This window comes from Glaciihabitans sp. INWT7, from assembly GCF_014217685.1.
Lineage (GTDB): Bacteria > Actinomycetota > Actinomycetes > Actinomycetales > Microbacteriaceae > Lacisediminihabitans.
In genome coordinates, this window is the sequence record NZ_CP043653.1 from 1588031 (window position 1) to 1613293 (window position 25263).

Sequence of the window (25263 nt, forward strand, 5' to 3'; positions counted from 1 at the left end):
GTTGTCACATGGCATCGAAGAAGATCTTTGGCATTGTTCTCGCCGGCGGAGAGGGCAAGCGCCTCATGCCGCTCACCGCCGACCGCGCAAAGCCGGCAGTCCCGTTCGGCGGCAATTACCGGTTGATCGACTTCGCCCTGTCGAATCTCATCAATTCCGGTCTTCGGCAGATCGTCGTTCTCACCCAGTACAAGTCGCACAGTCTCGACCGTCATGTGTCGCAGACCTGGCGCCTCGACGGGATCACCGCCTCGTATGTGGCATCCGTTCCCGCGCAGCAGCGACTGGGCAAGAGATGGTTCGCGGGATCCGCCGACGCCATCCTGCAGAGCCTCAACCTGCTGCGCGACGAGAAGCCAGACATCGTGGTCGTCGTCGGCGCAGACCACGTCTATCGCATGGACTTCAGCCAGATGATCGAGGCGCACATCGCCTCGGGCGCCGGGGTCACCGTCGCGGCCATCCGCCAGCCGATCTCCCTCGCTGACCAGTTCGGTGTGATCGAGCTCGACCCGGAGGATCCGACCCGCATCGCGCAGTTCCTCGAGAAGCCGAAGAACGCGGTCGGGCTCGCGGACTCCCCCAACGAGGTGCTCGCCTCGATGGGCAACTACATCTTCGACGCCGACATCCTCATCGACGCGGTGCTGCGCGATGGTGAGCTCACCACCTCCAATCACGACATGGGCGGCGACATCGTGCCCGACTTCGTCTCGCGGGGCGATGCGGCCGTCTACGACCTGAATCGGAATGAAGTGCCTGGCGCGACCGACCGTGACCGCTACTACTGGCGTGACGTCGGAACGATCGAGTCTTTCTTCGACGCACACCAGGACCTGATCTCTGCGCTGCCGATCTTCAACCTCTACAACAGCGAATGGCCGATCTTCAGCCAGCAACTCAATTCGCCGCCGGCCAAGTTCGTGCGCGACTCCAAGGGCAACCTCGGAACCACCATCGATTCGATAGTCTCTCTCGGCTCACTGCTCTCCGGGGCGCACATCGAGCGCAGCGTGCTCGGTCCCTGGGCGATCATCGAGTCCGGCGCGCAGGTGATCGATTCGATCGTCTTCGACAGGGTGCGGATCGGCCCGGATGCCGTGGTGCGCCGCGCTATCCTCGACAAGGAAGTCGTCGTTCACGCCGGTGCGACCGTCGGGGTGGATGCCGAGGCTGACCGGGCCCGCGGATTCACCGTTACCGATTCCGGAATCACCGTCGTCGGCAAGGGCGTCACCGTCAACTGACCGGCACGGGCTCGACGGTTCCCTTCCCCCAAACGAACGGTAGATCCCGATGCCCCGCTTTCTCGTCGTTCTCGATGTCGATTCCACCCTCATCGAAAACGAGGTGATCGAGCTCCTGGCCGACGCAGCGGGATCCGGCAGGGCTGTCGCGGAGATCACGGCGCGCGCGATGAACGGCGAAGTCGACTTCGAAGAGAGCCTCCGCGCCAGGGTCGCAACTCTCGCCGGCCTGTCGGAGTCGGTTTTCGGCGAGGTCGGCCGACTCGTGCGCATCACACCGGGAGTACCGGAGATGATCGCCGGTGTGCGCGATGCGGGCGGTCGTGTCGCGGTGGTCTCGGGGGGATTCCACGAGATCATCGATCCGATCGCGGCCCAGCTCGGTCTGGACTACTGGAGGGCGAACCGTCTCGAGGTCGTCGACGGAGTCCTCACCGGCGAATTGGTCGGAGCCGTCATCGATGGCACGGCGAAAGCAGACACCCTCATCGAGTGGGCGGCGGACTTCGGAGTGCCGGTAGCCCACACGGTCGCCGTCGGCGACGGCGCCAACGACCTGCAGATGATGGCGATCACGGGGCTCGCGGTCGGCTTCGACGCAAAGGCACCGGTTCGGGATGAGGCCGACGTGCTGATGGATGTGCGGGATCTCAGCCAGCTGCTTCCGCTCCTCGGATTGCGGGGCTGAACTCCCCGCTGAGCGGGGATTCGAAGCGGTCAGTGCCCCATGCCGAGGCCACCGTCGACGGGGATGACGGCGCCGGAGATGTAGCCGGCATCCTCTCCCGAGATCCAGGCCACCACTCTCGCGACCTCCGCTGCGCTGGCGAACCGGCCAGCCGGGATCGACTTCTTGTATGAGTCCTGTTGCGCTTCCGGCAGCTCCGCCGTCATGTCGGTCTCGATGAAACCGGGGGCGATCACGTTGGCGGTGATCCCCCGGGCGCCCAGCTCGCGGGTGACGGACCGCGCCAAGCCGATCAGACCGCTCTTGGATGCCGAGTAGTTGACCTGCCCGGCAGAACCGAGGAGCCCGACGACGCTCGAGACGAGGACGATGCGCCCGTAGCGGGCCTTGAGCATGCCCTTCGAGGCCCGCTTGACGACGCGGAAGGCACCGGAGAGGTTCGTATCGATCACCGACGTGAAATCGTCCTCCGTCATGCGAAGCAGCAGGGTGTCTCTGGTGATCCCGGCATTGGCGACGAGGATCTCCACCGCGCCGAGGGCCGATTCGATCTCGCTGAACGCCTCATCGACAGAGGCGGAGTCCGTGACATCCGCGCGCACCGTGAGTGCGCCGGCGGGGCCCTCACCGGATCGGGCGGTGACCGCGACACGATGTCCGAGGGATACGAACTCGGCGGCGATGGCGAAGCCGATGCCCCGGTTCCCACCGGTCACGAGCACGGTACGGGGGACGAATTCGGAGCTGGTCATCGCTCTCTCACTCTCGCTGTTTCTACCTGGTGTGACGCCAGCCTCAACGCCCCCTGAGCGTATGCCGGGCGCAGGCAAACTCCCGCAATCTTAGCCGTAGGCTTGTCTCACACCATGGCAAAACAGCAGCAGCAGTCGATCACTTCACTCCCCCGGTCTCCTCAGGACGATCGGCGCAGCCGCATGATCCAGTACACGGTCGCGATGAGCATCCGCACCGTGTGCATCCTGCTCTGCCTCGTCGTGCCGGGCTGGTGGCGGCTCCTTCCGGCTATCGGCGCCATCGTCTTGCCCTACATCGCGGTGGTGCTCGCCAACGCGAGCATCTCGAAGCCTGCCGCCGAGGTACTGCGACCGGGCGGGCTGGTGCGACGCGCACCCGACGTTCCCGGGCCAGATCCCCGGTGAGCGCTGCGCCGATGATCGGTTTCGGGGGAGGATTCGACGGAGAGCTCGAAGGGCAGACCTGCTCGCGAGCCAATTGTTCGAACCCGGCCGGGTGGAACGTCAACTGGCGCAATCCGAGGATCCATGGGCCGGAGCGGGTCAAGATCTGGCTGGCCTGCGCTGAGCACCTTGACTTTCTTCACGACTATCTCGACGCCCGCGACTTCCCGGTCGTCGTCACCCCGCTCTCCGAGCCGCTCGAGCGGCTCCCCGAAATCGTCCACGGCGTGGCAAGCCCTTCGGCGACCGAGACCGAGACCGTCCTGCCATGAACCGCTGGAGATTCGCGATCAGCCGGCGATGGTTCGGCTATCTCGCTCTCGCTGTGGTCTTCGCCGCGGTCTGCGTCGGGCTCTCACAATGGCAGGTCGCCCGGCTCAACGAGACGCGCAGCGCCAATGAACTGGTCGATCGCAACTACCACAGCACTCCGGTGCCCCTCGAAGCTGTCCTTCCCACTCGCGGCTCCTATTCGCCGAAGCAGCAGTGGAAGCAGGTGACGATCACCGGAAGCTATCTCGCGGACTCCCAGGTGCTCGTGCGCAATCGTCCGCTGAACGGCCAGCCCGGATTCGAGGTGCTCGATCCCCTGCTGCTCGCGGACGGCACCGTCTTCGTGGTGGACCGCGGCTACGTGCCGATCGGCAACATGCAGGACCGGCCCGACAGCATCCCCTCCCCGAGAAGCGGCACCGTCACCGTGATCGTGAGGCTGCAGGCGGGAGAGCCGACCCTGAGTGGCCGTTCGGACACGCGCGGCGAGCTGGCGACGATCCACCTGCCTGACGTGCAGAAGCTCGTGGGCAAGCCCACCTACACGGGTGCCTACGGGCTGATGGTGTCGGAGAGTCCCGCAGCGGCGACCCGGCCGACCGCGATGCCGCGCCCCGAGCTCGACGAGGGTCTGCACATCTCCTACGCCATCCAGTGGATCATCTTCGGTGTCATGGCGTTCTTCGGTCTCTGGTACGCGATCCGCCAGGAATACCGCATGAGGAACGCCGACGATCCGGAGGAGCAGGAGCGCGCAGAGGTGCGCGAGCGCAAGAAGCTCACCAAGCCGCGCAGCGACAGCGAGGTCGAGGACGAGATCCTCGAGACGACCGGGTCTCGATACGGTCGCTGAGCGACCCACTCGACCAGAGAGTCAGGCCAGTGCCACCAGGTCGGCGTAGTCGCGGTTCCAGAGATCCTCGGTACCGTCGGGCAGGATGAGCACGCGTTCTGGATTGAGGGCCTCGACGGCTCCCTCATCATGGCTCACGAGCACCACGGCGCCAGAGTAGTTCGCCAAGGCATCGAGGATCTCGAGCCGGCTTGCCGGGTCGAGGTTGTTCGTCGGCTCATCGAGAAGCAGCACGTTGGCTCCGGAGACCACGATCATCGCGAGGGCGAGACGGGTCTTCTCGCCACCGGACAGCACGCCGGCGAGCTTGGTGGCGTCATCCCCCGAGAAGAGGAAGGAGCCGAGAACGCGGCGGGCCTCGGTCTCGGTGATGTTCGGCGAGGAGGACACCATGTTCTGCAACACCGTGCGCTTCACGTCGATGGTCTCGTGCTCCTGGGCGTAATACCCGATCCGCAGACCGTGACCGGGCTCGAGCTGACCGGTGTCGGGCTGGTCCACACTCGCGAGGATACGCAAAAGAGTGGTCTTCCCGGCACCGTTGAAGCCCAGGATCACTACCTTCGAGCCCCGGTCGATGGCCAGGTCGACCGCGGTGAAGATCTCGAGTGAGCCGTAGCTCTTGGAGAGATTGGATGCCATGAGCGGCGTGCGTCCACAGGGCGCGGGATCGGGGAAACGCAGTTTGGCGACCCGGTCGACGGCGCGAACCTCGTCGAGGCCCGACAGCATCTTCTCCGCGCGGCGCACCATCTGGTGGGCGGCGGCGGCCTTCGAGGCCTTCGCTCCGAACTTGGCCGCCTGCATCTGCAGAACCCCGGCCTTCTTCTCCACGTTGACGCGTTCCTTCTTGCGACGTTCCTCGTCGGCGGCACGCTGGCGCTGGTAGTTCTTCCAGTTCATGTTGTAGATGTCGATGACCTGGCGGTTCGCGTCGAGGTAGAACACGCGGTTGACCGTGTCTTCCACAAGCTCGACATCGTGGCTGATCACGATCAGTCCGCCCTGGAAGTTCTTGAGGAACTCGCGAAGCCACGTGACCGAGTCGGCGTCGAGGTGGTTCGTCGGCTCGTCGAGAAGCATGGTGTCTGCCCCGGAGAACAGAATGCGGGCGAGTTCGATGCGGCGACGCTGCCCACCGGAGAGCGTCGACAGCGGCTGATCGAGGATGCGGTCGGGCAGGCTGAGGTTGCTCGCGATGGAGGCGGCCTCCGCTTCGGCCGCGTATCCGCCGAGCGCCATGAAACGGTCCTGGAGCTCGCCGTACTGCTTCATCGCCTTCGCGGCGACTTTCTCGTCTGAATCGCCCATGTCGAGCGCGGTCTTCTCCATGCCGATCACCAGCTGGCCGAGGCCGCGGGCGTCGAGGATGCGCGTGCGGGCGAGATCCTCCGGGTTGCCGGATCGCGGATCCTGCGGAAGGTAGCCGATCTCGCCGGTCGAATCGATGGTGCCTCCGGTGGCGAGTTCCTCGCCGGCGAGCACCTTCGTCAGCGTCGTCTTGCCCGCTCCGTTTCGGCCGACCAGGCCGATCTTGTCTCCGCGTTCGACTCTGAAGGTGACGTCCTCCATGAGCATGCGTGCGCCAACACGCAGTTCGAGGTCGTGCACGCTGAGCACAGGCAAAGTCCAATTGTTTGAGTCATCTCGCGACGACGTGAGGGAGGGGGTGGCCTCTAGTATAAATCGTGGGCCTGTCGGTCTATTCCCCCTGCATTCAAGGAGAACATATGAGCACCCTCACGTTGGCGCCCGGACGGCCCACTCTCGCGGACCGCATCTTCACCCACAGCCTCGCAACGGATGTCGTTCTCGTCGCCGCCGGAGCTGCCCTCACCGCGGTCGCCGCCCAGCTGACAGTGCCGCTCTGGCCGGTTCCGATCACCGGGCAGACTCTTGCCGTGCTCATCGTCGGAAGCACCCTCGGTGCTGTGCGCGGATCACTGTCCATGGCCCTCTACGCCGTTCTCGGAATCGTCGGGCTGCCCGTGTTCAGCGACGCGAGCCACGGATTCGGTGTCATCGCAGGGCCGACCGGCGGCTACATCGTCGGGTTCATCTTCGCGGCGGCTCTCACCGGGTGGCTCGCCCAGCGCTCGTGGGACCACAAGATCCTCGGGGCGATCGCCTCGTTCTCCGCGGGCACCGTCGTCACCTTCGCCTTCGGGCTGCCCTGGCTGTCGGCATCCCTCGGGCTGAACCTCGAGCAGACGCTTGCGGCGGGTCTGTACCCGTTCATCGTCGGCGGGATCATCAAGGCGTTGCTTGCGGCCGGCTTCATCCGTCTCGCCTGGTTCGGCATCAACCGCAAGGACGACCGGCGCTCGCTGCCCTCCCAGTAGGCGCACCATTCAGTAGGCGCCGCGCGAGAGGGTGATCTTGCGCGGCACACCCGGTCGGCGCGACCGGGTGTGCCGGCTAGCGTCGATCGGGATCCGCGCTGCGCTGCCGAGGCAGCGCCCTACATCGAGAAGCCGAGCGCCCTCATCATGTCGCGGCCATCGTCCGTGATCTTCTCCGGACCCCACGGCGGCATCCAGATCCAGTTGATGCGGAACTGCTCGACCACACCGTCCAGGGACTGGGCGGTCTGCTCCTCGATCACGTCGGTGAGAGGACAGCCGGCCGAGGTGAGGGTCATGCTGATGATCAGTGCGTCGTTCTCGTCGTCCCAGGTGAGATCGTAGATGAGTCCGAGATCGACGATGTTGACCCCGAGTTCGGGGTCCATGACATCCTTGAGCGCCTCTTCCACCTGGTCGAAGAGAGCGGGAGCGAGTGCGACAGCCATGGCTCTAGCCTAGGCTCGCGGGGGCGAGGAAGCGATCGTAGCCCTCATTTTCGAGGCGATCGGCCAGCTCGGCGCCGCCCTCTTCCGCGACCCGACCGTCGACGAAGACGTGCACGAAGTCCGGTGTGATGTAGCGCAGGATGCGCGTGTAGTGGGTGATCAGAAGGAGGCCGAGACCGGTGTTCTCCTTTGCCCGGTTCACGCCCTCCGACACGATCTTGAGCGCGTCGACGTCGAGGCCGGAGTCGGTCTCATCCAGGATGGCGAACTTCGGCTTGAGCAACTCGAGCTGAAGGATCTCGTGGCGCTTCTTCTCGCCGCCGGAGAAACCCTCGTTGACGTTGCGGTCCTTGAACGAGGCATCCATCCGCAGGTCCTTCATGGCCTGGGTGACCTCTTTGGTCCAGGTGCGGATCGAGGGCTGCACGCCGTCGATCGCGGTCTTGGCCGTGCGCAGGAAATTCGTCACTGCGACGCCGGGGATCTCCACCGGGTACTGCATCGCGAGGAAGAGACCGGCGCGGGCGCGGGCATCCACGGGCATGGCGAGGAGATCTTGGCCGTCGAGAGTGACGGACCCGCTCTCGACGTGATACTTCGGGTGACCGGCGATCGTGTAAGCGAGCGTCGACTTGCCCGAGCCGTTGGGGCCCATGATGGCGTGGATCTCGCCCTCATTGACGATGAGGTCGACGCCCTTCAGGATCTGCTTGGTGCCCTGTTCGGTTTCGACGCTCACGTGGAGGTCTGTGACTTCGAGTACTGACATGGTGTGAATTCCTTGGGAGTTAGGAGGCGACCACGGGGGTCGGATCGATGAAGACGTCGCCGTCCACGATGGAGACCGCGAAGACGGGTACCGCTTCGTAGGCCGGGAGAGTGATCGGCTTGCCGGTGATCAGCGAGAACTTGGAACCGTGCGCCCAGCACTCGAGGGTGTCGTCCTCGACGAAACCCTCGGCGAGGGAGATGTCGCCGTGGGTACAGGTGTCACCGATGGCGTGCACCGCGCCGGCGGAGTCGCGAACGACGGCGATGGGGGTGCCGTCGATGACGACACGCACCGCGGAGCCGAGTTCGATGTCGCTTTCGGCACAGATCTTGATGGTCACTACAGGCTCTTCCATTCGGGGTCAGGCTTCGTTTACGGTGAGTTCGGCTTCGATAGCGGTCTGGAGTCGTTCTTCGAGTCCCGGCGAACCGATCTTCTGCACGATCTCCGAGAGAAAGCCGCGCACGACGAGTCGCCGCGCTTCGTCTTCGCGGATTCCGCGTGCCTGGAGGTAGAAGAGCTGCTCATCGTCGAATCGTCCGGAGGCGCTCGCATGGCCAGCGCCCGCGATGTCGCCGGTCTCGATCTCGAGGTTCGGGATGCTGTCTGCCCGCGCACCATCCGTCAGCAGCAGGTTGCGGTTCTGCTCGTAGCTGTCGGTTCCGGCGGCCGTCGGGCGGATGAGCACGTCGCCGATCCATACCGTGTGGGCGCCCGCACCCTGCAGCGCGCCCTTGTAGCTGACTCGTGACTTGGTGTTTGGCGCATCGTGGTTGACGAAGACCTGCTGCTCGAGGTGCTGGCCGGTGTCGGCGAAGTAGACCCCGTAGAGCTCGACATCCCCGCCCTCGCTCGAGAGATGGGTCGACGGATTGATCCGCACCACTGATCCACCGAGCGAGACGACGACGTGCTTGAGCCTGGCGTCGCGACCGATCTCCGAGAAGTGGCTCGCCAGGTGGATCGCGGTGGGATCCCACTGCTGCACGGTGACGACCGTCAACTGGGCGCCCTCGTCGAGGACGATCTCGACATTCTCGCTGAGGAGTGCGTCACCGCTGTTCTGCAACACGACTGTGCCGACACTGTGGCGTGTGGCGTGGATCACGGTATGGGCGGCCCGGGCGGTGGCGCCGAGGGCGGTCCGGGTCACGGTCACTTCAGAGGAGTGCTCCCCCGTGATGGTGACGACCAGTGCCTTCTCGAATGCGCTCCAGGCGTTGGCGGATGCCCGTTCCTCCGGCTTTCCGGCGCGGCCGAGGCGGGAATCGTCGCGCGAGACCCATTCGATCAGTGCTGCATCGCCGGAGACGGTGACGCCCGTGAGGGGCTCGATGTCTCCCTCGAGGGTCCCATCGATCAGGGGCTGCACCCGGGCGATCGGAGTGTGCTTCCACTCGGCCTCCTGGCCGGTGACTGTCTCGAAGTCGGTGACGTCGAAGGATGCGAAGCGCGCGGAACGCACCTGAACGGGCACGAGCCCCCAGCCGCCGTCGCTGTGTTGCTTGGAGCCGAGCCGGGAGTGATCGGGCGCTGACGCAGGACCCGTGGTGACCGTTTCGGGCACGGTTTGAGTAGGAACAGACACCTAGCCGACGCTGCCTTCCATGCCCATTTCGATGAGCTTGTTGAGTTCGAGGGCGTACTCCATGGGGAGTTCGCGTGCGATCGGTTCGATGAATCCACGAACGATCATCGCCATGGCCTCGTCTTCCGGCATCCCGCGCGACTGGAGGTAGAAGAGCTGCTCTGCGCTCACTCGCGAGACCGTCGCCTCATGTCCCATCTGCACGTCGTCCTCGCGGACATCCGTGGTGGGGTAGGTGTCGGAACGCGAGATGGCGTCGACGAGCAGAGCGTCACATCGCACCGTATTGGCGGAGTGGTGGGCGCCCTCGGCGATGCGCACCTCTCCGCGATAGCCGGTGCGGCCACCGCCCCGGGCGATCGACTTGGAGACGATGGACGATTGGGTGTACGGAGCCATGTGGATCATCTTGGCGCCGGCATCCTGATGCTGTCCCGGTCCCGCAAAGGCGACGGAGAGCGTCTCGCCCTTCGCGTGCTCCCCGACGAGATAGATCGACGGGTACTTCATGGTGACCTTCGAACCGATGTTGCCGTCGATCCACTCCATGGTCGCGCCCTCGTGGGCGATCGCCCGCTTGGTGACGAGGTTGTAGACGTTGTTCGACCAGTTCTGGATCGTCGTGTAGCGAACGCGGGCGTTCTTCTTCACGATGATCTCGACGACGGCGGAGTGCAGGGAGTCCGACTTGTAGATCGGAGCGGTGCAGCCCTCGATGTAGTGCACGTAGGAACCCTCGTCGGCGATGATGAGCGTGCGCTCGAACTGGCCCATGTTCTCCGTGTTGATGCGGAAGTAGGCCTGGAGCGGGATCTGCACGTGCACGCCCTTCGGCACGTAGACGAACGAGCCGCCAGACCACACCGAGGTGTTCAGCGCCGCGAACTTGTTGTCGCCGGCGGGGATGACGGTGCCGAAGTACTCCTTGAAGAGTTCCGGGTACTCCTTGAGCGCGGTGTCGGTGTCCATGAAGATGACGCCCTGCTCTTCGAGGTCCTTGTTGATCGTGTGGTAGACCACCTCGGACTCGTACTGGGCGGCGACACCGGAGACGAGGCGCTGTCGCTCGGCCTCTGGAATTCCGAGCTTCTCGTAGGTGCTCTTGATGTCATCGGGCAGATCGTCCCAGGTCTGGGCCTGCTTCTCGGTGGAGCGGACGAAGTACTTGATGTTGTCGAAGTCGATGCCGGAGAGGTCAGCACCCCAGGCGGGCATGGGCTTCTTATAGAAGAGAGCCAGCGCCTTCAGGCGGTTCTTCAGCATCCATTCCGGTTCGCTCTTGAGGCCCGAGATGTCGGCCACCACTTCGGGAGAGATGCCACGCTTGGCGGATGCTCCGGCAACGTCGGAGTCGGACCAGCCGAACTCGTAGATACCGAGGCTCTCCAGTTCGGGACGGTCGATCAGGATGTCCGACATAGTTTCCCACTTCCTTTGACAAAACCTCTGGTGCAAGAACCCTTGCTACTGCACCTGCCCCTAAGACAACCGGAGGAGGAGCGAAGGCATTCCCCCGCACATCCACCGGCGGCGGATCCCGCCGGCACGCGATCTGCCGGGCGGAGACGCCTCGCGTATCGACGCCGACACGGTGGCCCAAGTGCTTACTGCGCTGTCGATTCTACAGGCAGCGGGTTGCGAATCACCGGAGAGTCGCGGCCATCGGCGTCGCGAGCACGTGCGGCCGTACCGTGCGGAACAAAGAAGGGTTCACATCCAGCAGCACCCGCAACGCCCCCACCCACACCAGCGCGGAACCGAGGACGTGGATGGCGACGAGCGCGGCGGGGACTCCGATATTCGCCTGCACCAGTCCGAGTGCGGCCTGCGCCACCGTCACCACGATGAACGCGATCACCCGACCCCGTGCCAGGGAGGTGCCCGACCGGGCCCGCAGTGAGACGTAGAGCGCGAGAGCGAGAGCGATGACCGCTGTTCCGAGCACCCCGTGCACGATGGCGACCTGCTGCCAGACGAAGCCCATGCGCGGCACAGCCGCGGAATCGCCCGAGTGTTGTCCGGAGCCGGTCACGAGGGTACCGACCACGATGAGCACGAAGGTGACCGCGACGAGCAGCACACTGAGAATGGCGGATGCGCGCGCCGTCGTTGCGGTGGAAACGTCGCTGGGGGCGATCGCCTGCCTGGCGCGATGCCAGGTGAGTGCTGTCGTCGTGAGGAGGGCGATCGCCAGGACGAAGTGCATCGCCACGACGTAGGGGTTGAGTCCGGTGAGCACCGAGATGCCGCCGGCGATCGAATTGGCGATGACGAGCCAGAATTGCGACCAGGCAAGGCGGGTGAGCGTGCGGTTGCGCTGTTTCTGCAGTCGTGCGGCCACGATGGCCCACCCGACCGCGATGATCAGGATTCCGGTGAGCGCCCGATTCGCGAACTCGATGAAGCCGTGGATGCCGAGTTCAGGCGTGGTCGTGAAAGAACCGGATTCACAGGCGGGCCAGGTCGGGCAGCCGAGACCGGATCCGGTGACGCGCACGACTCCCCCGGTGAGCACGATGAATATGCTCACCACGAGCGCGGCCGTCGTGCCCCAACGCAGTGCGCGGGGACCGAGGCTGTAGCGGCTGGCCAGCCAGGTGAATGGGGTGACGATGGGTCTGTCCTCCGGAGGATGGCGGGTCAGCGCACGAGAGCGAGCAGAGGGTCGATCCCGACAGCGAGGAAGAGCAGCGTGAGATAGCTGATCGAGCTGTGGAAGACCCGCATCGGCTTCACGGTGTCGTGGCGGATCGCCATGGCGTACAGGCGATGTGACTCGAACACGAACCATCCGCCTGCCAGGACGGCGACGACGGAATACAGGATCCCCATCTGGGCGACCGGGATGAGCAGGAGCGAGCAGGCCACCGTCGCCCAGGCGTAGAGCACAACCTGCAGGCCCACGACCGTGCGGCCGCGCACGACGGCGAGCATCGGCACGTTCACCGAGGCGTAATCGGCCCGATACCGCATCGACAGTGGCCAGTAGTGGGGAGGCGTCCAGAGGAAGACGATTCCAAAGAGGATCACCGGAGTCCAGCTGAGCGAACCGGTGACGGCGGCCCAGCCGATGAGCACGGGCATGCAGCCCGCGGCACCGCCCCAGACGATGTTCTGCGGGGTGCGGCGTTTGAGCACGAGGGTGTAGACGAGCACGTAGAACAGGATGGCGACGAGCGACAGCGCCGCGGCGAGCCAGTTGACGAGCAGCCCGAGCACCGCGATCGACGCAGCCCCGATGACCCACGCAAAGACGAAGGCCTCGCGGTCGGTAAGCTCCCCGGTGACCAGGGGACGCTTGCTCGTGCGCTTCATCACGCGATCCATGTCGCGGTCGATGTAGCAGTTGAATGCGCCGGCGGATCCGGCGCTCAGGGCACCACCGACCAGCGTCCAGAGCACGAGCCAGAGGTTGGGGATGCCGCCCTGCGCCAGGATCATGACCGGCGCGGTAGTCACAAGGAGTAGCTCGATCACACGCGGCTTGGTGAGGGCGAAATACGCCTTCGACTTGCGGGCAAGACCGATGTGCTCGGCCGGTTCCCGAGTCTCTACCGCTACGTCCATTGCTCCTCTAACACCCGATCATCTTCGCTGATCAGTGTAAGCGTCCCGGCTGGGAGCTCCTGTCAACCCCCCAGCCCCGCTGGGACGCATTCGAACGCTCGCTCACGGCTTTCTCTATACTTAATAATGCCCGCACGCCGTGCCAACAGCCCCCGCCGACCTCATTCGTCGCTTCGGTCTGCCCACAGCCCTGCCGATGTCGTCAGGCGAGCATGTGTAATTACCTCAGGCGGTGTGACCCACCCGGGACAGACATCGTACGCAACAGAAGGGTCGAATTCTCGTGGCAGCTCTCCAATGGGATCCCATTGACAACACCGCCGTAGACACCGCTCGAATTCTCGCGGCGGATGCCGTCGAGAAAGTCGGGAACGGGCACCCCGGCACCGCGATGAGCCTCGCCCCCGCCGCGTACCTCCTGTTCCAAAAGGTCATGCGCCGCGACCCGAGCGACAGCACCTGGATCGGGCGCGACCGTTTCATTCTCTCGGTCGGTCACTCCTCGCTCACCCAGTACGTGCAGTTCTATTTCGGCGGCTACGGCCTCGAACTCGACGACCTGAAGGCGCTCCGCACCTGGGGTTCCAAGACGCCCGGCCACCCGGAGTACGGCCACACCGACGGCGTGGAGATCACTACCGGCCCGCTCGGCCAGGGCCTCTCCTCTGCCGTCGGGTTCGCTTACGCCTCCCGCTTCGAGCGCGGCCTGTTCGACCCGGACGCCGCGGAGGGCACCAGCCCATTCGACCACTACATCTACGCCATCGCCGGTGACGGGGACATGCAGGAGGGCGTCACGAGCGAGGCATCCTCCCTCGCCGGACACCAGGAGCTCGGCAACCTGATCGCGATCTACGACAGCAACCAGATCTCGATCGAGGACGACACCAATATCGCCTTCACCGAGGACGTCAAGGCCCGCTATGAGGCGTACCACTGGCACGTCCAGATCGTCGACTGGAAGAAGAAGACGGGCCAGTACATCGAAGATGTGCAGGCGCTGAACGACGCCATCGAGGCCGCCAAGGGCGAGACCTCCAAGCCCTCCCTCATCATCCTGAAGACGATCATCGGCTGGCCGAGCCCGAAGAAGCAGAACTCGGGCAAGATCCACGGATCGGCGCTCGGTGCCGAGGAGCTCGCCGCGGTCAAAGAGGTGCTCGGCTTCGACCCCGAGAAGACCTTCGAGGTCGCCCCCGAAGTCCTGGCCCACACCCGCAAGGCCGTCGACCGCGGCAAGGCCGCTCATGCCGAGTGGGACGCCCGGTTCGACGCCTGGGCCGTGGCAAACCCCGACCGCAAGGTGCTTCTCGACCGCATCCTCTCCGGTGACCTGCCCGAGGGCGTCGAAGAGGCTCTGCCCGTGTTCGAGGCGGGCAAGGAGGTCTCGACTCGTGCGGCCTCAGGCAAGGTGCTTAATGCACTAGGCCCGGTGATCCCGGAACTCTGGGGCGGCTCCGCCGACCTCGCAGAGTCGAACAACACCACGATCGAGGGCGCACAGTCGTTCGTGCCCGCCGAGCACTCGACCCACGAGTGGACCGGCAACAAGTACGGCCGCGTCCTGCACTTCGGCATCCGCGAGCACGCCATGGGGGCCATCCTCAACGGCATCGTCCTGCACGGGAACACCCGCCCCTTCGGCGGCACCTTCCTGATCTTCAGCGACTACATGCGTCCGGCCGTGCGCCTCGCCGCACTGATGAAGGCCCCGACGATCTACGTCTGGACCCACGACTCTGTCGCCCTGGGTGAAGATGGACCCACCCATCAGCCCATCGAGCAGCTTGCGGCCCTCCGCGCCATCCCGGATCTCGACATCGTGCGACCCGGAGACGCCAATGAGACCGCGTGGGCATGGAAGACGATCCTCGAACGCCGCAAGGGACCCGCGGGAATCGCGCTCACCCGGCAGAACATCCCCGTCTTCGAACGGGGAGACGACGTCGCCGAAGGCGAGACCTTCGCTGCGGCGAAGCATGTGGCGAAGGGGGCATACGTGCTCGCGGAGGCTCCGAACGGCACTCCCGACGTGATCTTCATCGCGACCGGCTCAGAGGTGCAGATCGCCATCGACGCCCGCGAACAGTTGAAGGCCGAGGGCATCAATGCCCGGGTGGTGTCGGCTCCGTGCCTCGAGTGGTTCGAGGAACAGTCCGACGAATACCGCGAGTCCGTGCTCCCGAAGAGCGTGAAGGCGCGGGTTTCGATCGAGGCGGGACGTGACCTCACCTGGCGTTCGTACGTCGGCGACGCCGGCCGCAGTGTCTCGATCGAGCACTTCGGGGCATCCGCCGACTACAAGACGCTGTTCCGCGAGTTCGGGATGACCACCGAACACGCCATCTCCGCCGCCAAGGACTCGATCGCCGCCGTCTAAGCGTCGAAAGAAAAGGAAAACGATCATGACTGAGAACACCCCCACCGCCGCCCTTTCCGCCCTCGGTACGAGCATCTGGCTCGATGACCTCTCCCGCGAGAGGATCAACTCCGGTGGCCTGCAGAAGCTGATCGCCGAGCGCAACGTCGTCGGCGTGACCACGAACCCGACGATCTTCGCCAGTGCTCTCGCCAAGGGCGAGGCCTACGACGCACAGGTCGCCGAACTGGCGGCCGCCGGCAAGACCGTTACCGAAGCGGTCTTCGAGATCACTACCGACGACGTGGCGAGTGCGAGCGACATCTTCCGCTCGGTCTACGACTCGACCGAGGGCCGCGACGGACGCGTCTCCATCGAGGTGGAGCCAGGCTTCGCCCACGATGCGGCTGCGACTTCCGATCAGGCCAAGCAGTTGTGGGCCAAGGTCGCCCGACCGAACGCGATGATCAAGATCCCCGCGACGATCGAGGGCCTCGAGGCGATCACCGAGACCATCGGATCGGGAATCAGCGTGAACGTCACGCTGATCTTCAGCCTCGAGCGCCACCGAGAGGTCATCAACGCCTACCTGACGGGCCTCGAGAACGCCAAGGCGGCGGGCCACGACCTGTCGACGATCCACTCGGTCGCGTCGTTCTTCGTCTCCCGCGTCGACACCGAGATCAACAACAGACTCGACGCCATCGGCACTCCGGACGCCATCGCGCTGAAGAGCAAGGCAGGCATCGCAAACGCCCGCCTCGCGTACCAGGTCTTCGAGCAGGCCTTCGACAGCGAGCGGGCCAAGGGCCTCATCGCTGCGGGCGCGAACGTGCAGCGGCCGCTCTGGGCCTCCACCGGTGTGAAGGACCCGACGCTTCCCGACACCCTCTATGTCACCGAGCTGGCCGTCGCGAACGTCGTGAACACCATGCCCGAGAAGACCCTCGAGGCCACCTTCGACCACGGAGTGATCGACGGAGACCAGGTCACCGACAACTACGACGACGCGAATGCCGTGCTCGACTCGCTCGACGCCTTGGGCATCTCCTACGAAGAGGTGACTGCCCTGCTCGAGAAGGAAGGCGTGGAGAAATTCATCGTCTCCTGGAACGAGCTCCTCGACACGGTGACCGCGGCTCTCGAGTCGGCGAATGCCGAGGTGGCGAAGTGAGCTTCGACATCGCGGTGAGCGGTGCCGCAGCAGAAGCCGTCGACCGCATCGTTCCACAACTCGTCAGTGACCTCGTCGCGTCCCGCATCGCCGACCAGGACCCCACGCTGTGGGGGACGGATGCCGAGGCGGAAGCCGGCAAGCGGCTCGGTTGGACCGAGGCTGTCGTCATCTCCGAGCCGTTGATCGACGACATCATCGCGCTCCGTGACAAGCTCCACGCCTCGGGCGTCAACCACATCGTGCTCGGCGGGATGGGCGGATCCTCGCTCGCGCCCGAGGTCATCACCCGGACCGCCGGGGTCGAACTCACCATCCTCGACTCCACGGACCCCGGACAGATCCTGGCAGCGCTTTCCGATCGCCTCGATACGACCGCGGTCGTCATCTCGTCGAAGTCCGGCTCGACGCTCGAGACGGCCAGCCAGCGCAAGTCCTACGAAGAGGCCTTCCACGGCATCGGCATCGACCCGGCCGAGAGGATCGTCGTCGTCACCGACCCGGGTTCACCGCTGGATGCCTCCGCCCGCGCGGCCGGATACCGCGTGTTCAACGCCGACCCGAACGTCGGGGGCCGCTACTCGGCGCTCACCGCCTTCGGTCTCGTGCCGTCCGGCCTCGCCGGAGTGGACATCCGTGCGCTCCTGGCCGAAGCATCCGCCGTCACCGGCCAACTGATGGTCGACCAGGTCGACAACCCGGGTCTTATCCTCGGCGCCGCCATCGCAGGGACCGTGCCGCTCAAGGACAAGGTCGGGATCGTCGCAGACGGCACCTACATCGTCGGGTTCGGCGACTGGGTCGAGCAGTTGATTGCGGAATCCACCGGCAAGAGCGGCAAGGGCCTGCTCCCCGTCGTGCTCGACCTGCACTCCCCCGAGCTCACCGAGAACCTCGCCGACGTGCAGATCGTGCGCCTGGTCGAGAGCGCCAGAGCCACCAAAGAGGTGCGCGACGGCGAGATTGAGATCAGTGGAACCCTCGGCGCGCAGATGCTCGTCTGGGAATATGCGGTCGCCGTGGCCGGCCGACTCCTCGGCATCGATCCCTTCGACCAGCCGGACGTCGAATCAGCCAAGATCGCGACCCGCGCCCTTCTGGACTCGCGCCCCGAACCCATCGCGCCCGCGTTCACCGCAGACGGCATCGAGGTGCGGGGATCGACCGAGCTCCTCGGCGGCGCGGATTCCGTGTCCGCCGCGATCGACGCGCTCCTCGCGCAGATCGGTGCCGATGGGTACCTTGCGGTTCAGGCCTACGTCGACCGCCACGCGAACCACGGGCTCGCGAAGCTGCGCGACTTGCTCGCCGAGAAGACCGGTCGCCCGGTGACCTTCGGTTGGGGTCCGCGATTCCTGCACTCGACCGGCCAGTACCACAAGGGTGGACCGGCGACCGGAGTCTTCCTGCAGATCACCGCGACGGCTCCGGCCGACCTGGAGATCCCGGACAGCCCGTTCTCCTACGGCTATCTCATCCAGGCGCAGGCGGCCGGTGATGCCAGCGTGCTCGCCGACCACGGTCGACCGGTACTCACCCTGACCCTCACAGACCCGGCACAGGATCTCGCGACGCTCTTCAGCGCCATCGCCTGAGTCCCCGCCGAATCTCGATACGAACTCGCTAGGAGTCGAATGTCCCCGGTGGAAATCACGCCGGAGTTCAACCCGCTGAGGTTGCCCTCCGACCGCCGTCTCAACAGGATCGCCGGGCCGAGCGCCCTGATCATCTTCGGAGTGACGGGTGACCTCGCCCGCAAGAAGCTGATGCCGGCGGTCTATGACCTCGCAAACCGCGGCCTGCTCCCGCCGGGATTCGCGCTGGTCGGGTTCGCGCGAAGGGACTGGGTCGATCAGGACTTCGCCCAAGTCGTGCACGACGCGGTCGAGCAGTATGCCCGCACCCCTTTCGACGAGGACGTGTGGAAGCAGCTGGCCGAGGGCATCCGTTTCGTCCAGGGCGAATTCGATGACGACAAGGCCTTCGCCGAGCTCAAGAACACTCTCGAAGAGCTCGACGAGACCCGCGGCACGATGGGCAACCACGCCTTCTACCTCTCGATTCCGCCCAAGTCGTTCCCGCAGGTAACCGAGCAGCTTCGGCGCTCCGGACTGGCCGACGAGGTGGATGGCGCGTGGCGTCGAGTCGTGATCGAGAAGCCCTTCGGCAGCGACCTCAAGACCGCCCGCGAACTCAACGACGTAGTCGAATCGGTGTTCCCCGCGGACTCCGTGTTCCGCATCGACCACTACCTCGGCAAGGAGACGGTCCAGAACATTCTGGCCCTCCGTTTCGCCAACCAGCTCTACGAGCCCATCTGGAATGCCAACTACGTCGACCACGTGCAAATCACCATGGCCGAGGACATCGGCGTCGGCGGCCGGGCGGGATATTACGACGGTATCGGCGCCGCGCGCGACGTCATCCAGAACCACCTCCTCCAGCTCCTGGCCCTCACGGCGATGGAAGAGCCCGTCTCTTTCGCGGCGAAGGACCTCCGTGCCGAGAAGGAGAAGGTGCTCTCGGCCATCCGACTGCCGAAGGACCTCTCGAACTCGACAGCTCGCGGCCAGTACGCCAGCGGCTGGCAGGGCGGCGAGAAAGTGGTCGGATTCCTTGAGGAAGACGGCATGAATCCGCAGTCCCTCACCGAGACCTTCGCGGCCATCCGCCTCGACATCGGCACGCGCCGCTGGGCGGGAGTGCCCTTCTATCTTCGCGCGGGAAAGCGCCTCGGGCGTCGGGTCACCGAGATCGCGGTGGTGTTCAAGCGGGCGCCGCAGTATCTGTTCGCCGAGAGCCAGACCTCTGCACTCGGCCAGAACGCCCTCGTCATCCGTGTGCAGCCGGACGAAGGGGTGACGATCCGGTTCGGATCGAAGGTGCCCGGGGCCGGAATGCAGGTGCGCGACGTGACCATGGACTTCGGCTACGGCCACGCCTTCACCGAGGCGAGCCCGGAGGCCTACGAGCGCCTCATCCTCGACGTCTTGCTCGGCGACCCACCGCTGTTCCCCCGCCACCAGGAGGTGGAACTCAGTTGGATGATCCTCGACCCGATCGAGGAGTTCTGGGCCACCCAGGGTCAGCCGGAGCAGTACCGCCCCGGCACCTGGGGTCCGAAGTCCGCCGACGACCTTCTCGCCCGCGACGGCCGCGTCTGGCGACGCCCGTGATCATCACAGTCTGGAGTCGTTCATGATCGTCGACCTTCCCAACACCACCACGAGCCAGATCTCGAAGACTCTCGTCAAGATCCGAGAGGAAGGCGGCGCCGTCGCGCTCGGGCGCGTTCTCACCCTGGTGATCTCCACGAATCTCGGACACGAGGAGGAGGCGATCGAGGCCGCGAATGACGCGTCCCGCGAGCATCCGATGCGCGTGATCGTCATCTCTACCGGTCCCGACGGAGCCGCGGTAGCGGACACGGCACGGCTCGACGCCCAGATCCGTGTCGGCGGAGACGCTGGCGCCAGCGAAGTGGTCGTGCTCAAGGCCTACGGCGACACCGCCTCGGACGAGGAGGGGCTCGTCACGGGACTCCTGCTTCCCGACGCACCCGTCGTCGCCTGGTGGCCGGGAGAGGCCCCGGAGATCGTCTCCAAATCCCCCCTGGGGCGCATCGCCCAGCGTCGGATCACGGATGCCGCGGCACAGAGCGATCCGCGAGGATTTCTGAACCACCTCTCGCGCACCTACAGCCCGGGCGACACCGACTTCTCCTGGACGCGCCTCACACTCTGGCGCGCACAGCTCGCCGCCGTGCTCGACCAGCCGCCCTATGAACCCATCACCGGTGTCGAGGTGCACGGCGCCCCGGACTCCCCATCGACCGGGTTGCTTGCGGCCTGGTTGCAGATGCAGCTCGAGGTTCCGGCACGTCACGAGCTCGTGACGCCCTCTCACGGTTCGAGCGGAATCCAGGGGGTGCGGCTCCACCGGGCCTCCGGAGTGATCGAGCTCGAACGCACGCACACGAATATCGTCACGCTCGTTCAGCCCAACCAGCCCGTGCATGACATCTCTCTCATCCGTCGCAGTCTGCGTGACTGCCTGGCCGAGGAGCTGCGTCGCCTCGACCCCGACGACCTGTTCGGGGCGGTGATCCAGCACGGTCTGGCGGAGCTGGATGCGCCGACAGTCACCGGATCCATCACGGTGCCCGAAGCATGAGCAACGCCCGACGCGTGCTCGTGCACGCGGACAAGAAGGCTCTCGCCGGCTCGGTCGCGGCTCGCTTCATCACCAAGGTGGTCGATCTGCTCGACCAGCAGCCGCGCGTGAACATCGCGCTCACGGGCGGTACCGTCGGCAGCGCGGTTCTCCAGGCGATCAGCGAATCTCCCGCACGGGACAGCATCGACTGGTCACGGGTGGTGCTCTGGTGGAGCGACGAGCGCTGGCTGCCGAAGGGCGACGCCGAACGCAACGACACCCAGGCGCGAGCGGCTCTCCTCGACCACGTCGCGCTCCGCCCGGAGAACATCCACTGGTGTGCCGCGTCGGATTCGGGCCTCAGCCTCGATGATGCCGCGACCGCCTACGCCGAGGAGCTCGCGGATGCCGCGGAAGAGGGCCGTGACACGCCTCGATTCGACATCCTGTTCCTCGGGGTCGGGCCGGACGGGCACGTGGCGTCGCTGTTCCCGGATGCCCCGGGCATCCGTGTCACCGAAGGTTCGGTCATCGCTGTGCGCAACTCCCCCAAGCCGCCACCCGAGCGCCTCAGCCTCACACTGCCGGTGATCAACAGTGCGGACCGTATCTGGCTTGCGCTGTCCGGCCCGGACAAGGCCTCCGCCCTTGGACTCGCCCTCGCCGGAGCGAGCACCTGGGAGGTGCCGGTCGCCGGTGTCGAAGGACGCTTGCGCACGGTCTTCTTCGTCGACCAAGAGGCGGCAGCCGAGGTTCCGGAAGACCTCATCGCTGCGGAGTACTGACGGCGGCGTTGGCCTAGCGCTCGCTTCGCAGGCTGTCTCGCTGAGGTCGTCCCGGATGGGGTATTCCGCCAACGCCGGATCGGGCGCCATCCGTCACTGACTGTCCTCGGGGAAGGGCGCCGCGGCGATTCGTGACGGCTCGGCCACACTCGGTCGCTGGGCGGGGTCACCGCGCGGGCCGACGGCTCGACCACGCTCGGCCGCCAGCGGGTCACCGTGCGGGCGTCATCCGCTAGAAACTGTTCTCCGGTGGGCCCTTCGCCGCATTCGGTGACGGGTGGGTCACTCGCGGTCACTGGCGAGGGTCACCGCGGCGGAGTCATCCGTCACAAACTGTTCGCCGGTGGGCTCCACGCCGCATTCGGTGACGGGTCGGTCGGGCCCGGTCTCCGGTAGGCGCATCATGCGGGAGTCATCCGTCACAGACTACCCTCTGGGTTGCCCTTCGCGACGATTGGCGACGGGTCTGTCGCGGGGTCAGCGCTCACCCTACGCGGGCGACAACCGTGAAAGGGTCCGTCGCGGAGCCCGTTCCCCGCCACGCCTGTCGGATGGGCCGAGGTTCGCTCCCGTATCCCAGGCCCGCCCGTGCAGAGTGATTCGTTACTGGCTGGATCGCGGCAGGTCCCCTCGCGCGGTGCCCGAGATTCCCAGCTGCAGCGACGCCCTCAAACCCATCCGTCGGCAAAGGTCTTTAGAGCATGGTTTTCCCGCGCAAAGTGACGGACGAGCCGAGCGGTCAGCTGCGGCGAGATAAGCGAAGACGCGCAATTCGTCGGGAAAAGTCCTCTGAGTAGGGCTATCCCGCGTAAATTGACGGACGAGCCTCGCGGTGCGCTGCGGCTGGGTGCGCGAGAACCCCTGATCCGTCGCAACCTGCACCGAAGCCGGCTTTTCGCGTCCATTTTTGACGGGCGGTGAGCGGTGAGGGGATGCGGCCGGGTGCTCTCGCCACCCCGGCGGCATCCGTGGCTCACAGGTTTCGTACGCAACCGGCGGGCGGGAGTCGACACAAAGCGGCGACCGTTAGACAGCAACGGGATCTCGTCGATCCCCACCACCTGCGGGACCCCGCGCGAATGCTACTGGGGCGTGAGGCGACCGCGACGCGCGCGGAGCTGCTCGAGCGCCTCGTCGAGGAGCGTTGCCGCTTCCTCTTCGGTGCGGCGCTCTTTCACGTAGGCGAGATGAGTCTTGTAGGGCTCGACCTTGACCACCGACGGAGGATTCTCCTTGTCACGACCCGCGGGAAGGCCGCAGTTCGGGCAATCGAGAGTGTTGGGGATCTCCTCTGGCTCGATCGTCGCCAAGAAGTGGGGGCTCAACTCGTGTCCATTTGCACACCAGTAGAAGACCTGGAGACGCTCCGCGTGGAATCCACGGTCCTGCTCGCCCATCGGACCTGCTCCCACGCGGGAACCACGAATAGCGCTGCCACCTGAAGCCATGGGTACGTCTCCTAGCCAGTTACGTCGAACTTGGTGATCAGACCGAGCACGATGATCGATGCGACCCAGATCAGCGCGAGAATCAGCGTGATGCGGTTGAGGTTTCGTTCCGCGACTCCGGATGCTCCGAGGTTGCTGGTCACTCCGCCACCGAACATGTCGGACAACCCGCCGCCGCGACCGCGGTGCAGCAGGATGAGGAGGGTCAGCAGGAGGCTCGTGATGCCGAGCACCACCTGCAGGATGACCTGAAGAATTTCCACGAACAGCCTTTCTGGGGCGCGCCGATGAGGTCTATCGGGCGCGGTTTAGTATAACTTGCCGAAACGGTCGGCGACGAAACCGCCGAGCCGAGCCGAGCTCAGGTGCCGACGTGCTTCTGGAACTGCGCGATGCTCGAGAACTCGGCAAGATCGAGGCTCGCTCCCCCGACCAGCGCGCCATCCACATTCGGCTCTCGCATAAAACCCGCGATGTTCGAGGCCTTGACGGACCCGCCATAGAGGATGCGAGTGGCGGATGCCGCCTCCTCGCCGATCAGCTCGGTCAGAGTCGCCCGCAGCTGGGCCGCTACCTGCTCCGCCTGCGCGGGAGTCGCCGCTTGACCCGAGCCGATCGCCCAGACCGGCTCGTACGCCACGACGATGTTCGCTCCGGTCTTCACCGACGCAAGAGCCGCGCGCAGCTGGGCGACAGGAACCGCGCTCGGCCCGTGCTTCTCGAGGTCTTCTGCGGTCTCGCCGACACACAGCACGGGAACGAGCCCGTGAGCGATCGCCGCAGCGACCTTCGCCGCGAGTTCTTCATCTGTCTCGTGATGCAGCGTGCGTCGCTCGGAATGCCCGACGATGACGTACTCGCAATCCAGCGCCTTCAGGAAGGCGCCCGAGATCTCGCCGGTGTAGGCGCCGGAGTCGTGGGCCGATACATCCTGCCCACCGAACTTGAGGGATAGCTTGTCAGCCGAGATGAGGGTCTGCACCGAGCGGAGGTCGGTGAACGGCGGGAATATGGCAACCTCGACGGTGCCGTAGTCGAGCTTCGCGTCCTTGAGGCTCCAGGCGAGCTTCTGCACAAACGCGATGGACTGCAGGTGGTCGAGATTCATCTTCCAGTTGCCGGCGATGAAGGGGGTACGAGTGGTCATGCTGCTGTCCATCCCAAAACTTCGAGGCCCGGAAGGCTCTTGCCCTCCAGGAATTCCAGGCTCGCGCCTCCGCCGGTGGAGATGTGCCCGAACTGGTCATCCGTGAACCCGAGAGCCCGCACCGCTGCGGCGGAGTCTCCCCCGCCCACGACTGACAGGCCGTCCACCTCGGTGAGCGCCTGTGCGACGGTCTTGGTACCCGCGGCGAACGGGGCGAGTTCGAACACGCCCATCGGACCGTTCCAGAAGACCGTCTTCGACTCGCGGATGACTTCCGCGAAGCGAGCAGCGGTCTCCGGACCGATGTCCAGCCCGAGGCCGGACTCTGCCCACGGGGAGCCTTCGATGTCGTCGGCCGGTCGCACCTGGTGTTCCGCGTCGGCGCCGAACTTCGATGCCACCACGACATCCGTCGGGAGCACGATCTCGACACCGAGTTCCTGGGCCTTCGCGAGGTAGCCCTGCACGACCTCGAGCTGATCGATCTCGAGTAGGCTCGCGCCGACCTTGTGCCCTTGGGCGGCGAGGAAAGTGAAGAGCATGCCTCCGCCGATGAGGAGGGAGTCGACCCTCGGCAGCAGATGTGCGATCACACCGAGCTTGTCCGAGACCTTTGAGCCGCCGAGCACCACCGCGTAGGGCTTACTCGGGTTCTCGGTGAGGCGATCGAGCACGTCGAGCTCGGTCGCGATCAGGGTGCCCGCCGCGCTAGGAAGGAGCTCGGCGAGTTCGTAGACGCTCGCCTGCTTGCGGTGCACGACCCCGAAACCGTCCGAGACGAAGGCGTCGCCGAAGGCAGCGAGCCTGCTCGCGAACTCTCGACGCTCATCCGCGCTCTTGGCCGTCTCCCCCGCGTTGAAACGCAGGTTCTCGAGCAGCGCCACATCGCCGTCGGCCAGGCCGGCAACGGCCTCCGTTGCGGAACTGCCCACGGTGTCCGAGGCGAAGGTCACGGGCTTGCCGAGAAGCTCACTGAGCCGCTGGGCCACGGGAGCGAGGCTGTACTTCTCATCCGGGGCACCCTCGGGGCGGCCCAGATGGGACACCACGACCACACGTGCACCGGCGTGGATGAGCAGGTTCAGTGTGGGCAGCGAGGCGCGGATACGGCCATCGTCCGTGATCTGGGTGCCCTTGAGGGGCACGTTCAGATCACAACGGACGATGACCGTCCTGCCCGCAAGCGAACCGAGTGAATCGATCGTGCGGAGGGTCAT

At 65.6% G+C, this 25263-nt stretch carries 26 protein-coding genes; 12 read left to right on the forward strand and 14 right to left on the reverse strand.

From position 1 onward, the window contains the following. Positions 1–8: 8 nt before the first annotated feature. Both F1C58_RS07755 and serB read left to right on the forward strand, forming a co-directional pair. Positions 9–1247, forward strand: coding sequence for a glucose-1-phosphate adenylyltransferase (locus F1C58_RS07755; protein ID WP_185203829.1), 1239 nt, complete (start codon positions 9–11; stop codon positions 1245–1247). A 49-nt stretch (positions 1248–1296) separates the two neighbouring features. Continuing rightward, positions 1297–1935 (forward strand): phosphoserine phosphatase SerB, encoded by a 639-nt coding sequence (gene serB, locus F1C58_RS07760; protein WP_185203830.1) that lies wholly within the window; start codon positions 1297–1299, stop codon positions 1933–1935. A gap of 29 nt (positions 1936–1964) precedes the next feature. On the opposite strand, the gene fabG is transcribed toward serB, so the two are convergent. Then, positions 1965–2687 carry a 3-oxoacyl-ACP reductase FabG gene (fabG, locus tag F1C58_RS07765; RefSeq protein ID WP_185203831.1) on the reverse strand — a complete coding sequence of 241 codons (723 nt, stop codon included), beginning with the start codon at positions 2685–2687 and terminating at the stop codon, positions 1965–1967. A 114-nt stretch (positions 2688–2801) separates the two neighbouring features. Between fabG and F1C58_RS07770 the strand changes: the two genes are divergently transcribed. From F1C58_RS07770 to F1C58_RS07780, 3 genes are read left to right on the forward strand one after another with little or no spacing between them, the layout of a single operon-like run. Next, the gene (locus F1C58_RS07770) at positions 2802–3095 is read left to right on the forward strand and encodes a DUF3099 domain-containing protein (protein ID WP_185203832.1); all 294 of its coding nucleotides are present in this window, start codon (positions 2802–2804) and stop codon (positions 3093–3095) included. Next, a complete protein-coding gene (locus F1C58_RS07775; protein WP_370543694.1) occupies positions 3092–3406 on the forward strand; it encodes a hypothetical protein in 315 nt (104 codons plus the stop codon). Before F1C58_RS07770 ends, F1C58_RS07775 begins: the two co-directional genes overlap by 4 nt. After that, on the forward strand, positions 3403–4260 hold the full coding sequence (locus tag F1C58_RS07780; protein ID WP_185203833.1) for an SURF1 family protein: 858 nt from the start codon (positions 3403–3405) through the stop codon (positions 4258–4260). The genes F1C58_RS07775 and F1C58_RS07780 overlap by 4 nt, the downstream gene beginning before the upstream one ends. 21 nt (positions 4261–4281) lie before the next feature. Here F1C58_RS07780 and F1C58_RS07785 read toward each other — a convergent pair whose 3' ends face one another. Then, complete coding sequence (locus F1C58_RS07785) at positions 4282–5880, reverse strand: ABC-F family ATP-binding cassette domain-containing protein (RefSeq protein ID WP_185204058.1); 1599 nt, start codon at positions 5878–5880, stop codon at positions 4282–4284. Between the two features lie 110 nt (positions 5881–5990). On the opposite strand from F1C58_RS07785, the gene F1C58_RS07790 reads away from it, so the two are divergent. Next, positions 5991–6602, forward strand: coding sequence for a biotin transporter BioY (locus F1C58_RS07790; RefSeq protein WP_185203834.1), 612 nt, complete (start codon positions 5991–5993; stop codon positions 6600–6602). A 119-nt stretch (positions 6603–6721) separates the two neighbouring features. Here the strand turns inward: F1C58_RS07790 and F1C58_RS07795 are convergent, their stop codons facing one another. From F1C58_RS07795 to F1C58_RS07825, 7 genes are all read right to left on the reverse strand, one after another. Next, a complete protein-coding gene (locus tag F1C58_RS07795) occupies positions 6722–7051 on the reverse strand; it encodes a metal-sulfur cluster assembly factor (protein WP_185203835.1) in 330 nt (109 codons plus the stop codon). A 4-nt stretch (positions 7052–7055) separates the two neighbouring features. Next, positions 7056–7820 (reverse strand): Fe-S cluster assembly ATPase SufC, encoded by a 765-nt coding sequence (sufC, locus tag F1C58_RS07800; RefSeq protein WP_185203836.1) that lies wholly within the window; start codon positions 7818–7820, stop codon positions 7056–7058. A gap of 19 nt (positions 7821–7839) precedes the next feature. Beyond that, positions 7840–8157, reverse strand: a complete 318-nt coding sequence (locus tag F1C58_RS07805) for a non-heme iron oxygenase ferredoxin subunit (RefSeq protein ID WP_370543708.1) — start codon at positions 8155–8157, stop codon at positions 7840–7842. Positions 8158–8184: 27 nt separating this feature from the next. Then, complete coding sequence (sufD, locus tag F1C58_RS07810) at positions 8185–9390, reverse strand: Fe-S cluster assembly protein SufD (protein WP_255461344.1); 1206 nt, start codon at positions 9388–9390, stop codon at positions 8185–8187. 21 nt (positions 9391–9411) lie between these two features. Further along, the gene (sufB, locus tag F1C58_RS07815) at positions 9412–10830 is read right to left on the reverse strand and encodes a Fe-S cluster assembly protein SufB (RefSeq protein ID WP_185203839.1); all 1419 of its coding nucleotides are present in this window, start codon (positions 10828–10830) and stop codon (positions 9412–9414) included. Positions 10831–11053: 223 nt separating this feature from the next. Then, positions 11054–11944, reverse strand: coding sequence for a heme A synthase (locus tag F1C58_RS07820; protein ID WP_185203840.1), 891 nt, complete (start codon positions 11942–11944; stop codon positions 11054–11056). 107 nt (positions 11945–12051) lie between these two features. Beyond that, positions 12052–12978 (reverse strand): heme o synthase, encoded by a 927-nt coding sequence (locus F1C58_RS07825; protein WP_185203841.1) that lies wholly within the window; start codon positions 12976–12978, stop codon positions 12052–12054. Between the two features lie 283 nt (positions 12979–13261). Here F1C58_RS07825 and tkt point away from each other — a divergent pair, with 283 nt between their 5' ends. Genes tkt through pgl form a run of 6 tightly spaced genes read left to right on the forward strand, consistent with a single transcriptional unit; the run spans position 13262 to position 21451 of the window. Then, positions 13262–15358 carry a transketolase gene (gene tkt, locus F1C58_RS07830; RefSeq protein WP_185203842.1) on the forward strand — a complete coding sequence of 699 codons (2097 nt, stop codon included), beginning with the start codon at positions 13262–13264 and terminating at the stop codon, positions 15356–15358. Between the two features lie 25 nt (positions 15359–15383). Next, entirely contained in the window at positions 15384–16511 is a 1128-nt protein-coding gene (gene tal / locus F1C58_RS07835) for a transaldolase (protein WP_185203843.1), read from the forward strand. Continuing rightward, positions 16508–18106, forward strand: a complete 1599-nt coding sequence (locus F1C58_RS07840; RefSeq protein WP_185203844.1) for a glucose-6-phosphate isomerase — start codon at positions 16508–16510, stop codon at positions 18104–18106. The genes tal and F1C58_RS07840 overlap by 4 nt, the downstream gene beginning before the upstream one ends. Before the next feature lie 39 nt (positions 18107–18145). Then, on the forward strand, positions 18146–19687 hold the full coding sequence (zwf, locus tag F1C58_RS07845; protein ID WP_185203845.1) for a glucose-6-phosphate dehydrogenase: 1542 nt from the start codon (positions 18146–18148) through the stop codon (positions 19685–19687). A 22-nt stretch (positions 19688–19709) separates the two neighbouring features. After that, a complete protein-coding gene (locus tag F1C58_RS07850; protein ID WP_185203846.1) occupies positions 19710–20684 on the forward strand; it encodes a glucose-6-phosphate dehydrogenase assembly protein OpcA in 975 nt (324 codons plus the stop codon). Next, a complete protein-coding gene (pgl, locus tag F1C58_RS07855) occupies positions 20681–21451 on the forward strand; it encodes a 6-phosphogluconolactonase (RefSeq protein WP_185203847.1) in 771 nt (256 codons plus the stop codon). The genes F1C58_RS07850 and pgl overlap by 4 nt, the downstream gene beginning before the upstream one ends. A gap of 282 nt (positions 21452–21733) precedes the next feature. Here pgl and F1C58_RS07860 read toward each other — a convergent pair whose 3' ends face one another. The 5 genes from F1C58_RS07860 to pgk all read right to left on the reverse strand — a co-directional run bounded on the left by F1C58_RS07860 (position 21734) and on the right by pgk (position 25263). Further along, positions 21734–21874, reverse strand: a complete 141-nt coding sequence (locus tag F1C58_RS07860; RefSeq protein ID WP_185203848.1) for a hypothetical protein — start codon at positions 21872–21874, stop codon at positions 21734–21736. A 659-nt stretch (positions 21875–22533) separates the two neighbouring features. Continuing rightward, a complete protein-coding gene (locus tag F1C58_RS07865; RefSeq protein ID WP_185203849.1) occupies positions 22534–22899 on the reverse strand; it encodes an RNA polymerase-binding protein RbpA in 366 nt (121 codons plus the stop codon). An 11-nt stretch (positions 22900–22910) separates the two neighbouring features. Next, positions 22911–23162 carry a preprotein translocase subunit SecG gene (gene secG, locus F1C58_RS07870; RefSeq protein WP_185203850.1) on the reverse strand — a complete coding sequence of 84 codons (252 nt, stop codon included), beginning with the start codon at positions 23160–23162 and terminating at the stop codon, positions 22911–22913. 98 nt (positions 23163–23260) lie between these two features. Continuing rightward, positions 23261–24046, reverse strand: coding sequence for a triose-phosphate isomerase (gene tpiA, locus F1C58_RS07875; protein ID WP_195808715.1), 786 nt, complete (start codon positions 24044–24046; stop codon positions 23261–23263). Continuing rightward, complete coding sequence (gene pgk, locus F1C58_RS07880) at positions 24043–25263, reverse strand: phosphoglycerate kinase (RefSeq protein ID WP_185203852.1); 1221 nt, start codon at positions 25261–25263, stop codon at positions 24043–24045. Before pgk ends, tpiA begins: the two co-directional genes overlap by 4 nt.

Excerpts from the sequence above, each read along its gene's own strand:
- F1C58_RS07755 (WP_185203829.1), top strand. The coding sequence starts at position 9 with ATGGCATCGAAGAAGATCTTTGGCATTGTTCTCGCCGGCGGAGAGGGC.
- serB (WP_185203830.1), top strand. The coding sequence starts at position 1,297 with ATGCCCCGCTTTCTCGTCGTTCTCGATGTCGATTCCACCCTCATCGAA.
- fabG (WP_185203831.1), bottom strand. The coding sequence starts at position 2,687 with ATGACCAGCTCCGAATTCGTCCCCCGTACCGTGCTCGTGACCGGTGGG.
- F1C58_RS07770 (WP_185203832.1), top strand. The coding sequence starts at position 2,802 with ATGGCAAAACAGCAGCAGCAGTCGATCACTTCACTCCCCCGGTCTCCT.
- F1C58_RS07780 (WP_185203833.1), top strand. The coding sequence starts at position 3,403 with ATGAACCGCTGGAGATTCGCGATCAGCCGGCGATGGTTCGGCTATCTC.
- F1C58_RS07790 (WP_185203834.1), top strand. The coding sequence starts at position 5,991 with ATGAGCACCCTCACGTTGGCGCCCGGACGGCCCACTCTCGCGGACCGC.
- F1C58_RS07795 (WP_185203835.1), bottom strand. The coding sequence starts at position 7,051 with ATGGCTGTCGCACTCGCTCCCGCTCTCTTCGACCAGGTGGAAGAGGCG.
- sufC (WP_185203836.1), bottom strand. The coding sequence starts at position 7,820 with ATGTCAGTACTCGAAGTCACAGACCTCCACGTGAGCGTCGAAACCGAA.
- sufB (WP_185203839.1), bottom strand. The coding sequence starts at position 10,830 with ATGTCGGACATCCTGATCGACCGTCCCGAACTGGAGAGCCTCGGTATC.
- F1C58_RS07825 (WP_185203841.1), bottom strand. The coding sequence starts at position 12,978 with ATGGACGTAGCGGTAGAGACTCGGGAACCGGCCGAGCACATCGGTCTT.
- tal (WP_185203843.1), top strand. The coding sequence starts at position 15,384 with ATGACTGAGAACACCCCCACCGCCGCCCTTTCCGCCCTCGGTACGAGC.
- zwf (WP_185203845.1), top strand. The coding sequence starts at position 18,146 with ATGTCCCCGGTGGAAATCACGCCGGAGTTCAACCCGCTGAGGTTGCCC.
- F1C58_RS07850 (WP_185203846.1), top strand. The coding sequence starts at position 19,710 with ATGATCGTCGACCTTCCCAACACCACCACGAGCCAGATCTCGAAGACT.
- pgl (WP_185203847.1), top strand. The coding sequence starts at position 20,681 with ATGAGCAACGCCCGACGCGTGCTCGTGCACGCGGACAAGAAGGCTCTC.
- F1C58_RS07865 (WP_185203849.1), bottom strand. The coding sequence starts at position 22,899 with ATGGCTTCAGGTGGCAGCGCTATTCGTGGTTCCCGCGTGGGAGCAGGT.
- tpiA (WP_195808715.1), bottom strand. The coding sequence starts at position 24,046 with ATGACCACTCGTACCCCCTTCATCGCCGGCAACTGGAAGATGAATCTC.
- pgk (WP_185203852.1), bottom strand. The coding sequence starts at position 25,263 with ATGACCCTCCGCACGATCGATTCACTCGGTTCGCTTGCGGGCAGGACG.